Origin of the sequence: Xanthomonas sp. CFBP 8152, assembly GCF_014199025.1 — a bacterium.
Taxonomy (GTDB): domain Bacteria; phylum Pseudomonadota; class Gammaproteobacteria; order Xanthomonadales; family Xanthomonadaceae; genus Xanthomonas; species Xanthomonas arboricola_B.
This window is the reverse complement of the sequence record NZ_JACHNO010000001.1, coordinates 1,355,143-1,366,699: the sequence shown is the minus strand read 5'-3', so window position 1 is coordinate 1,366,699 and position 11,557 is coordinate 1,355,143. Positions and strand designations below refer to the sequence as shown.

At 64.4% G+C, this 11,557-nt stretch carries 5 protein-coding genes; 2 read left to right on the top strand and 3 right to left on the bottom strand.

The features are described 5' to 3' along the window. Positions 1–4 precede the first annotated feature (4 nt). Together FHT09_RS05765 and FHT09_RS05760 are read right to left on the bottom strand one after the other, a co-directional pair. The gene (locus FHT09_RS05765; protein ID WP_104606499.1) at positions 5–1,483 is read right to left on the bottom strand and encodes an MFS transporter; all 1,479 of its coding nucleotides are present in this window, start codon (positions 1,481–1,483) and stop codon (positions 5–7) included. After that, the gene (locus tag FHT09_RS05760) at positions 1,480–3,666 is read right to left on the bottom strand and encodes a Six-hairpin glycosidase-like protein (protein WP_104606500.1); all 2,187 of its coding nucleotides are present in this window, start codon (positions 3,664–3,666) and stop codon (positions 1,480–1,482) included. The genes FHT09_RS05765 and FHT09_RS05760 overlap by 4 nt, the downstream gene beginning before the upstream one ends. 242 nt (positions 3,667–3,908) lie before the next feature. On the opposite strand from FHT09_RS05760, the gene FHT09_RS05755 reads away from it, so the two are divergent. Both FHT09_RS05755 and FHT09_RS05750 read left to right on the top strand, forming a co-directional pair. Beyond that, entirely contained in the window at positions 3,909–5,987 is a 2,079-nt protein-coding gene (locus FHT09_RS05755; RefSeq protein WP_104606501.1) for a glycoside hydrolase family 97 protein, read from the top strand. A gap of 315 nt (positions 5,988–6,302) precedes the next feature. Next, positions 6,303–9,062, top strand: a complete 2,760-nt coding sequence (locus tag FHT09_RS05750) for a TonB-dependent receptor (RefSeq protein WP_181141351.1) — start codon at positions 6,303–6,305, stop codon at positions 9,060–9,062. A gap of 837 nt (positions 9,063–9,899) precedes the next feature. Here FHT09_RS05750 and FHT09_RS05745 read toward each other — a convergent pair. Beyond that, positions 9,900–11,516: an alpha-glucosidase gene (locus tag FHT09_RS05745; RefSeq protein WP_104606503.1), complete on the bottom strand. Its 1,617-nt coding sequence runs from the start codon at positions 11,514–11,516 to the stop codon at positions 9,900–9,902. Positions 11,517–11,557 lie beyond the last annotated feature (41 nt).

The following is an 11,557-nucleotide window of genomic DNA, read 5'->3' as shown; positions in this document are numbered from 1 at the left end:
CGCATCACCGCCCTCCCGAAGCCACTGGAACCCGCACCACGCACACACCGGCAAGGAGCAAACTGGCGCCGCCGATGGCCAGCGCGTAGATCGGTTGACCGCCCAGCCAGACGTGCAGCACGAAGCCCAGTGCGCTGGCCGCGACCAGCTGCGGAATCACGATGAAGAAATTGAAGATGCCCATGTACACGCCCATCTTGGCGGCAGGCACGCTGTCGGACAGCAAGGCGTAAGGCAGCGACAGGATCGAAGCCCAGGCAAAGCCGACACCCAGCATCGACAGCAGCAGCCACTGCGGGTCGCGGATCGCCAGCATCGACAACAGCCCGGCCGCACCCAGCCACAAATTGCACAGATGGCTCCAGCGCAGGCCGATCGCACGCACCAGCGGTGGAATGACCAATGCCGCCAACGCCGCAAAGCCGTTGTAGGCACCGAACAACACGCCCACCCAGTTCGCGCCCTCGTTGTAGGCCGCCGATGTGGTGTCCTTGGCGCCGAAGTGAACCTGGGTGACCGCGGCGGTGGTGTAGATCCACATCGCAAACAGCGCAAACCAGGAGAAGAACTGGACCCAGGCCAGACGCCGCATCGTCAGCGGCATGCTGCGCACGTCCTGCACGATCGCCACCAGCATGCTGGTCGATGGCAGCACGCGCGCCAACGCAAGCAGCGCACCGTAGGCGATGCACAAGCCGGCCAGCACGTAGAGCATGCGGTCGCCGTGCTGCCAGGCGATCGCAGCGGCGAGCAGCACACCGATGCCGCACCAGAGCACGCTCGCACGCTGCGGTGGCAAGGTGCCGGCGATTGCTGCAGCCGCTACAGGCGGATGCGCATCGTCGAAACTGGCCAGCTGCTGCGGGCTGTATTCGCGCGTACGCAACACCGTCCAGCTGATCGACAGCAACAGCACCGCGGCACCGAGGTAGAAGGCGTAGCGCACGCTGTCGGGCAACTGCCCTGGCGGCGCGGTATTGGCCACACCCCAATGCGTGAGCAACCACGGCAGAAAACTCGCCACAATCGCGCCGACCCCGATGAAAAAGCTCTGCATCGCATAGCCGGCAGGCCGCTGCGCCGGTGGCAGTTGATCGCCGACCAGGGCGCGGAATGGCTCCATCGAGATGTTGATCGATGCATCCAGCACCCACAACGTGCCGGCGGCGATCCACAGCATCGGCGCGTTGGGCATCACCAGCAAGGCCAGTGTGGTGAATACCGCGCCAAGCATGAAATACGGACGCCGGCGCCCCCATCGGGTCCAGGTGCGGTCGGACAGGTAGCCGATGATGGGCTGCACGATCAGACCGGTGAGCGGCGCGGCGATCCACAAGCCGGGCACATCGTCGACCTGCGCACCCAGGGTCTGGAAGATGCGGCTGGCGTTGGCGTTCTGCAGCGCGAAGCCGAACTGGATCCCGAGAAAGCCGAAACACATGTTCCAGATCTGCCAGAAACTCAGGCGTGGCTTGGCGGTCATTGCGCAGCCTCCGTGCGCGCCGCAGGCCCGACCAGCAGCGCGCTCACCTGCGCGGTGTTGACCACGCCATCGCGACCGCCGCGGCCGCCGTTGTACTGCGCAAAATGCGCGAGCGCGCTCATGTTGAAGCCGTTTTCCAGCCGGAACCGGCACTGCTGCCCGGCCACCGCAGTGAAGCTGACCTGCGTGGACAGCTGCTCGCCCGCGCTATGCGGCATCACCACGACCTGCGACTGCGTGGCCTGCCCCGGGCATTCCAGCAGCAGGCGTTTGACCGCCGCAGTGACGCCGGTATTGATCGGGCCGTTTGCGTTGCGATAACGCAGCGATACGCGGTGCTGGCCCGCGCGCGTGGGGGTCCAGGCCCAGGCCTCGCTACCCGGCACTTCCTGCAACGGGCCCAGCGTGAGCGCCGGACTGTGCAGCGACTCCAGGCCATCGACACGACGGGTCAGGCTGAGCACATGCAGCAGACCGTCATCGCGCAGGTCCCAGTGCCGCGTGGCGTCCAACGCATGCCCATCCATGTACAGCGTCGCCCCGGCCGGAATCACGACGCGATAGCCATCGCCATGCCGTTGCGCGACGGGCGCCTCGGGCGTGCTGGGCGCGAACACTAGGTCTGGCTGCGGCGGGGGCGTGATGTCGGCCTTGCGGCCGACCAGATGTACCAACGTGGTCTGGCCTTGTTGCTCGACCTTCCCCGCCACCAGCAACTCACCTGCACTCGCCGTCGGCCGCTGCAGCACGTACCGTCGTTTGCCCTGTTCAAGCACGATCTGCTGGCGGTCGCCGAACAACAACGGCACCAACGTACGCGGCAGCTTCGGCGCTACGCTGCCATCGGCGCCAATGCCGAACACGCCCTCCAGCACTGCGGAGAGATAGCCGGCAACCGACCACAATTGCCGTGGCGAGTTCACCACCGGGCCACTGCGGGCGCCCTCCTCCACATGCACCGCCAGGCTGTGCATCTCGTAGTTTTCCATGTTGGAGCCGGCCAGCGCGCTGCCGCGCATCAACGACTGCAGCTCCAGCGCAATGCGCGGCGCGTCGTCCAGCTGGCGTGCGGCACGTAGCGCATACGCACTAACGAAAGGCCAGACGGCACGATTGTGATAAATCGGCTGTTCGGCATCTTGCGGCCACACCACCGGGCTGCCGCCGGCAACCACCGGATAGGTGCGCAGCGCGGCACGCGCACGGTCCTTCGGAAACACCTCGGCCAGCACGCCAAGCGATACGCCGAGCAGATCGACCTTGGCATAGCGCACCGGATGCGCCGCATTGCCCATGTAGCTCACATACCGATTGCTGCGCGCATCCCAGAAGCGCGTGGCAATGGCCTGACGCAACGCATCGGCCCACTGGGCGTACGTGGACGCGCGCGCATCGCCATGCTGGCGTGCCAGCTGCTCGGCCAGGCGCAGGGCCTGGTAGTGCAATACGTTGGTGGACAAGGCGAAGGACTCGGCGATGAAGCGCACATCCTCGCGTGTCCACTCCGGGTAGGTCTGCTCGCGCCAATCCAGAAACGAGGTTTCCCCGCGGTAGAGGCCGATTCGCGCATCGAAGACCGCCTCATGATCCTGCGCGAGTGTGGCCTGCAGCGCCTCCCACACTTCTTCAGCGAACGCCTTGTCATCCAGCAGGCCGCGCGCGGCAAGAAACCACACCACGCGGTCGCTGCTGATCGGCCAGCTGCCACCGGAGCCGGTGTCCTGCGCAACGAACACCCCCGGCGTCTGCCCATCGCGCGCCGCCGACAGCTTGAAGCGCAGCGCATTGCGCGTGCGCGCCGGCTCCAGCCGCGCCAATGCCAGATCGGCGGCGAAGCTGATATCGCGCGTCCACACGTAAGGCCAGCGCTCACCGGTCTCAAAACACGCGCACGGCACCGGCTTGCCGTCGTTGAAGGCCGGATCGCGGATCGCCTCGACACGGTCGTCGGCCATGTCCTGCTGCGCCATCGCGAACAGGGCGTCGAACAACGCACTGGCGGTGTGGGTGCGCATCGGCTGTGGCCCGATACGGCGCTCGCCCTGCGGCCAGCGCAGCACGAAACCACCGTCTGCTAGCGCCTGCGCCTGCGCACGGCGGCCCTGGAACTCGAGCTCATCGGCCAGTACCGGCGAGCTTGCCGCAACGCCGAGCGTTGCAGCCATGCAGATCATCTTCAGCATCGAAGCGGCCAGACGGCTTGCACCGTCGGCTTCCCTCCCTCGTTGCACGCGTTGTAGTGCGCGGCACTGGCGTGCCACGGGCGCGGACCCTCCCAGGTGCCGTGACGCCATGGTAGACGCGCGCTCCGGGGTTCCGCATCAATGCATACGTATTCATGGCACTGGCCGCAGTGCAGCATGGCCTATCCACGCCGCGGCGCTGCATAGTCGCCGCTGACGCAACGGCCGCCTTGGGAGGGGATATGCCGCTGGTTTCACATCGCGTGCGTTCGATAGCGCGCGTCGCATGCAGTGCGCGACTGCTTGTCCTGTTGCTTGGCAGTCTTGCGGGCATCGCGCAGGCCGAGCGCATCGCCATCAGTGCCGATTCGCCCGGCAACGTCCTGCAGGTCACGCTGGAAGTGGACGGCGGAACGCCCTACTACCGCGTGCAACGCCTGGGCCAGCCGGTGCTGGAACGCTCGCGGCTGGGCTTCCAGCTGCGCGACGGCCGGCTGGACCGCGGTCTGGTCGTCCTCTCGCAAGCACGCCAAGCCCATGACGATACCTGGGAACAACCCTGGGGCGAGACGCGCCTGGTGCGCAACCACTACAACGAACTAAGCGTCAGCCTGGGCGAACGCAGCGGCGCGCAACGCCGCTTCGATGTGATCTTGCGCGTGTACGACGATGGCATCGGCCTGCGCTATCACTTCCCCCAACAAGCGGGATTGCGCGAAGCCATCATCGACGAGGAAGTCACCGAGTTCGCCGTCGCGCAACCTTCAGAAGCATGGTGGATTCCGGCAGGCGAGCCGATCCACTACGAATACCTGTATCAGCGCACGCCATTGAACCAGGTCGCGCTGGCACATACGCCGCTCACCTTGCGTACCGAGAGCGGGCTGCATGTCGCGCTGCATGAAGCGGCGCTGGTCGACTACGCCGGCATGTGGCTGCGCCGTACCGAAGGCCAGCGCCTGCGCGCGCAGCTGTCGCCCGCCGCCGAAGGCTGGAAGGTGCGGCGCAAGCTGCCCTTCGATACGCCGTGGCGCACGCTGCAGATCGCCGACCAGGCCACCGGGCTGGTGGAATCCAACCTGATCCTCAACCTCAACGCGCCCAATGCCTTGGGCGATGTGAGCTGGGTCAAGCCGTCCAAGTATGTCGGGGTGTGGTGGTCCATGCATCTCAACCAGCAGACCTGGGCGACCGGGCCGACACACGGCGCCACCACTGCCAACACCAAGCGCCTTATCGATTTTGCCGCGGCACACGGCTTTCGTGGCGTACTGGTGGAAGGCTGGAATCCGGGCTGGGACGGCGAATGGTTCGGCAACGGCGGCAGTTTCGATTTCACCAGACCGACGCCGGATTTCGACCTGCCCGCATTGAGCAAATATGCCGCCGGCAAGGGCGTGCATCTGATCGGCCATCATGAAACGGGGTGCGCAGTGGATCATTACGAAGACCAGATCACCGAGGCGATGGACCTGTACGCCCGGTTCGGCGTGGACTCGGTCAAGACCGGCTATGTCTGCGACGACGGCCAGGTGGAACGTCGCAACCCGGCAGGCGGCACACCGCTGCGCGAATGGCACGACGGCCAATGGATGGCGCGCCATCATCTGCATGTGGTGCAGGAAGCCGCCGCGCGCCACCTCGCAGTCAACGCGCACGAGCCGATCAAGGACACCGGCCTGCGCCGCACCTATCCCAACTGGATCTCGCGCGAAGGTGCGCGTGGCATGGAATACAACGCCTGGGGCCAGCCACCGAATCCGCCCGAGCACGAAGTCAATCTGGTGTTTACCCGCCTGCTCGCCGGGCCGATGGATTACACGCCCGGTATCGTCAGCCTGAAAGGCCGCAACGGCCAGGCGATTCCCAGCACGCTTGCGCGCCAGCTGGCGCTGTACGTGACGCTTTACAGCCCGATCCAGATGGCCGCCGATCTGCCCGAGCATTATCTGCAGCACCGCGACGCCTTCCGCTTCATCGAAGACGTGGCCGTGGATTGGGATCAGACCCGTGCGTTGAACGGCGAAGTCGGCGACTACGTCACCATCGCGCGCAAGGACCGGCATAGCCGCGACTGGTTCCTGGGCAGCATCACCGACGAGCACGGCCGCCTGCTGCAGGTGCCGCTCGGATTCCTTGAGCCCGGCGTGCGTTACACCGCGCAGATCTATCGCGACGGCGACGGTGCGGACTATGTCAGCAATCCATTCGCCTTTGTCAGCGAACAACGCCAAGTCAGCAGCGCCGACACGCTGGAACTGCGTCTTGCGCCGGGCGGTGGGCAGGCGATTCGCTTCGTGCCGGTGGATGGCCGGCGCTGATCTGCTTGCGACGGCTTGCCCAGGCAGCTTGCAACGCGATCGATTGCATCACGCAGCGGCACGGCAGCCGCTGCGGATTGCGCATCGGCGTTGCCTCACGACAGGCTCAGGTCGTACCGCGCCGCGGCGAAGCCCGCATGGAATCGATTCCAGCGCAGTCAGCCGGGTTGAATACGTATGCAGTGCCCGTTCGCACCCAGGTGCCGTGTCTACCATACGTCGCAGTCGTGACGTCCGTCGTGGCGCGCGATGCAATGCATCCAGGCGTCTGCCGGATCGAAAAATCAAAGAACAACATGTACCTGGGAGGGGAAAATGTTGAAGCACAAGCGCTCTGCGCGGAGTATCGCCCTGGCCGTCGCCATGGCACCGACGTTGGCTGCCGCGCAATCGGCGACGCCTGCGCAAACGACCGACACCGAACAAACCGCCGGCGCGGTGACCGACTTGGACAAGGTCCAGGTCACCGGCCTGCGCCGCGCAATCGAAGGTGCCATCTCGGTCAAGCGGGATTCGACCTCGATCGTGGAAGCCATTTCGGCCGAGGATATCGGCCGGCTGCCGGACGTCAGCATCGCCGAGTCGCTTGCGCGCCTGCCCGGTCTGGCGGCGCAACGCGTGGCCGGTCGCGCCCAGGTCATCAGCGTGCGCGGGCTCTCGCCGGACTTCTCCACCACCCTGCTCAACGGCCGCGAGGTGGTCAGCACCGGCGATAACCGCAGCGTGGAATTCGACCAGTACCCGTCCGAACTGGTCAGCGGCGTCACCGTCTACAAGACGCCCGACGCCGGCTTGGTCGGCCAGGGCCTGTCCGGCACCGTCGACATGCAGACCGCACGCCCGCTCAGCTACAACGAGCGGGTGATCGCCATCGGGGGCCGTTACCAGCGCAATTCGCTGGGCAAGGCCGCCAACGTCGATCCGTACGGCAACCGCTTCAATGTCAGCTACATCGACCAGTTCGCCGACCGCACCATCGGCCTGACCATCGGCTACGCACACACCGACATGCCGATCCAGGAGAACCAGGTCGGCCTGTACGAACCATGGCAGCCGGTCAACGCACAGCGCCCGCGCCCCGGTGTGGCCGATGGCGTGTATTTTTCCGACGGCATCAAGGCATTGCGTCGCACCGGCAACCAGAAGCGCGACGGCGTGATGGCCACCTTGCAATACCGCCCGTCCAACGCCTGGACCAGCACGCTCGACGCCTTCCACACCAAGGCCGAGCAGATCGACACCGCCAACCAGTTCGAGCTCAACCTGAGCAACTACAACGGTGGCTACACGCCCGGCTTGAACATCAGCAACGTGCGCGTCAACGGCAACAACAGCTTCACCGGCGGCGACGCCAGCGGCGTCTATCCGCTGGTGCGCGGCATGTACAACAAGCGCGAAGACACCATCGATGCGTTCGGCTGGAACAACGAGCTCACCGCCGGTGCGGTCAAGATCGTTGCAGATCTCAATTACTCCAAGGCCACGCGCGACGAACTGAACCTGGAGAACAATCTCCAGCGTGCGCCGATGCCGCAGCTGGATACCGTCGGCGTATCGATTGTCGGCAACGGTTTCTCCCAGCTTGCGCCGGGAATGGATTACTCCAATCCCGATCAGCTGTTTCTGACCAACACCATCTACGGCTCCGGCTACGACAAGGTGCCGCGCGTGGAAGACGTGCTCAAGGGCGCACGCCTGCAGGCCAGCTTCCCGATGCCCGAAGCGTTTAGCTGGTTTTCGGATCTGGATGTGGGCGTCAACTACGCCAATCGCGAAAAACAGAAGACCCAGCCGGAAGGCAACATCACCCTGGGCGCGCAGGGCGAATCCACCATCGCATCGGACCTGCAATACGCGCCGGTCAACCTGGGCTTTGCCGGCATCGGTACCCTGCCCGCCTGGAACGTCCCGGCGGTGGTCTCGCGCTACATGCTGTTCAATCCCAGCGACGATGCCTCGTTCCTGGTGTCCAAGGCCTGGACCGTCGAAGAGAAGATCACCACCGCCTGGCTGCGCGCAAATCTCGATACCGAGTGGGGCGATGTGGGCGTGCGCGGCAATATCGGCGTGCAGCTGCAGAGCGCCGACCAATCCTCGCGCGCAAATTACTGGGACGCGTCGCAGCCGGTGGGCAGTGAAGTGCGCCCGATCGACGACGGCAAGAGCTATCGCGACTGGCTGCCCAGCCTGAATCTGGCTTTCCAGTTCCCGTACGAGCAGACACTGCGCTTTGCGATGGCAAAGCAGGTCGCACGCCCGCGCGTGGATCAGTTGCGCGCCTCGCTGGAATTTGGCGTCGACACCTCCACCGGCCGCCCAGGCGCCAGCGGCGGCAACCCGATGCTCGACCCCTGGCGCGCGAACGCCATCGACCTTTCCTACGAAAAATATTTCGCCGAACGCGCCTACGTGGCCGCCGCGTTTTTCTACAAGGACCTGAAGAGCTACATCTACACCCAGAGCCGCGACAACTACGACTTCTCCGCGCTGGTGGCTGGCTATGTGCCGCCGCCGGGCTCGGCGCCGGTACTGACCACCGGCACCTTCAGCGCCCCGTTCAACGGCAAGGGCGGCACCCTGCGCGGCGTCGAACTCACCGCTTCGCTGCCGCTGGATCTGGTCTTCGCTCCGTTGGAAGGTTTCGGCATCCAGGCCAGCGCCACCTTTAACGACAGCGACGTCAAGATCCGCGACCCGGAGAGCGCCTCCAGCGTCGGTGATGGCGAGATCAGCCTGCCCGGCCTGTCCGAACGCGTCTACAACCTCACTGCCTACTACGAGCACAAAGGCTTCGAGGCGCGCGTCAGCCAGCGCCGCCGCTCGGACTTCATCGGCGAGATCGGCAACTTCAACGGCAACCGCACACTGCGCTACGTGGTCGGCGAAAACATCACCGACGCGCAGATCAGCTACAGCTTCAACGACAGCAGCGATCTTGCCGGCCTGACCCTGCTGCTGCAGGCCAGCAATCTCAGCAACTCGCCCTACCGCACCTACGCCGAAACCAAGGACCGCCCGCTGGAATACATCGAATGGGGCCGCACCTTCGTCCTGGGCGTCAACTACAAGTTCTGATGAGCTGTGAACTGCAAACAATGCGCTGATGGCTACATCGTTATCTGTGGCTACATCGTTACCCGTGGCCACATCGCTAACGGTGGTTACGTTTGCTACGTGACAACCGGCGCATCACCAGGCTGGCCGGCCCTGGCGCCAGCCCTCTCCACCGGGACACCAAAGCCCCCTCCCGCCGGGAGAGGGGTTGGGGTGAGGGTACGGCACAAGCGCAACGCGCATCAGTAAGCAGCCAGCTCTGCTCTATCGGCTCCATGGACGATCACTCAAGATGCGGCTTCTAACTAGAAGAACCGAATACTCTCCTGATCAAAGCGACAAAGTCGATCAAAAGAAAACCCGCCGACGTGATACCGGCGGGTTTTCTTTTGATCCAAAAATTTTCAGAATCCGAGCTAGCATCGCCCTCTGCAAAAGCGCACAGGATCAAGCGCCAATCACGCAACCCTTGCGCATCGGCACTCCCCTGCGCAAAGCATTCGCTTGTAGCACCGGAACGTCTCCAATCGCGGCACCATCAGCGCCTGCATGCATCAACACGAATCCAAGCCGCTGCTACAAGGCCGCCGGTAACGCTGACGTCCTCACAGTCAAGCGCACTCCATGTGCGGCCTTCCGGTCAAAACACCCCGACTGGCATGGAGAACAGGGCACCGTGCCTCATCCAGAGAGCAAGGACTTCATCGACGGGGAATAACCGCAAAGCTGGCGTAACGCTGTAAATGCTTGGCGAACCAAGCAGCCGTCAGCTACAAAAAAAGCGAGGCACTCCCCCAAGGAATGCCTCGCTGCGTTCCAGACAATCACGCACCGACAGTTAGCTGGCGCGACACACCGTCAACCACCCTCGATCGCACAAACCACCGCATACCCGGACAGGCGCAGATGGCCATGTTCGATAGCTCCGCGCTCCACGCCGGGCACATCGACCTGCTTCCACGCGCCAGCCGGCAGTCCGAGCTCGGCTGTGTCGGCCGACAGATTGAATGCCAGCAACATCACCCGGCCGCCATGCTCGCGCCGGAACATCAGCACAGGCTCGTCAGTGTCGCAGAACGTGATCGCCCCCTCGCGCAACGCAGGCTCGCCCTTGCGCCAAGCCAGGAACTGGCGCACCGCGCTGAGCACGGACAACGGATTTTCCTGCTGCACGCTCACCGCAGCCGCACGATGCTCCTCAGCCAGTGGCAACCACGGCTTGCCGCTGCTGAAGCCTGCCGACGGCGCATCCGTCCATGGCATCGGTGTGCGGCAGCCATCGCGACCCTTGAAGGTCGGCCAGAAGGTGATGCCATACGGATCGCGCAGATCCTCGAACGCCACCTCCGCCTCGCCCAGGCCCAGCTCCTCGCCCTGGTACAGGCAGATCGACCCGCGCAGCGAGCAGAGCATCGCCACCACCATCCGCGCGAACGCCGGCGACGCATCGGCCCCGCCCCAGCGCGTCACCGCACGCACCACATCGTGGTTGGAAATGGCCCAGCATGGCCAACCTTCCAGCATCGTGGCTTCGAGCCGGCTCACCGTCTCGCGGATATAAGCCGCGCTGTAGTCCTGCACCAGCAGCTCGAAGCTGTAGCCCATATGCAGGCGGCCATGAGCGGTGTACTCGGCAATGGTCGCCAATGAGTCTTCCGACGAGATCTCGCCAAGACTCACGGCATTCGGGTAAAGATCCAGCAGCCCGCGCAAGCGCTCCAGAAACGACAGATTTTCCGGCTGCGTATTGTTGAAGTAGTGGTACTGATACGCGTACGGATTGTCGGCACTGAACCCGCGCCCCACCCGCTTGTCGGCCCGCTTGGCCGGATTGTCGCGCAGCTGCGCATCGTGGAAGCAGAAGTTGATCGCATCCAGACGGAACCCATCCACCCCGCGATCCAGCCAGAAGCGTACGTTATCCAGCGTCGCCTGCTGCACCTCGGCATTATGAAAATTCAGATCCGGCTGGTCCACCAGGAAGTTGTGCAGGTAATACTGCTCGCGCCGCGGCTCCCACTGCCATGCCCCCCCTCCGAACAGCGACAACCAGTTATTGGGCGGCGCCCCGTCCTCACGCGGATCGGCCCACACGTACCAATCCGCCTTTGCGTTGGTCCGGTCCTGCCGGCTCTCCTGGAACCATGCATGCGCGATCGAGGTGTGGCTCAACACCTGGTCGATCATCACCTTCAAGCCAAGGCCATGCGCCTTGTCGAGCAGACGATCGAAGTCGTCCAACGTCCCGAACAGCGGATCCACCGCGCGGTAGTCCGCGATGTCGTAGCCGAAATCGGCCATTGGCGACTTGAAGAACGGCGAGATCCAGATCGCATCCACACCCAACCCGGCAATGTAGTCGAGCTTGGCGATGATGCCGGGCAGATCGCCCACCCCATCGCCATTGGAATCCAGAAAACTCCGTGGATAAATTTGATAGATGACGGCCCCGCGCCACCATGGTGTCTGCGACATGTACGCCCCTCCCGGGCCAATGTGGGCACAGAGATGAGCAC

What these genes read in the sequence shown, in the direction of transcription:
- FHT09_RS05750 (WP_181141351.1), top strand. Translation starts at nt 6,303, where the DNA reads ATGTTGAAGCACAAGCGCTCTGCGCGGAGTATCGCCCTGGCCGTCGCC.
- FHT09_RS05755 (WP_104606501.1), top strand. Translation starts at nt 3,909, where the DNA reads ATGCCGCTGGTTTCACATCGCGTGCGTTCGATAGCGCGCGTCGCATGC.
- FHT09_RS05745 (WP_104606503.1), bottom strand. Translation starts at nt 11,516, where the DNA reads ATGTCGCAGACACCATGGTGGCGCGGGGCCGTCATCTATCAAATTTAT.
- FHT09_RS05765 (WP_104606499.1), bottom strand. Translation starts at nt 1,483, where the DNA reads ATGACCGCCAAGCCACGCCTGAGTTTCTGGCAGATCTGGAACATGTGT.
- FHT09_RS05760 (WP_104606500.1), bottom strand. Translation starts at nt 3,666, where the DNA reads ATGCTGAAGATGATCTGCATGGCTGCAACGCTCGGCGTTGCGGCAAGC.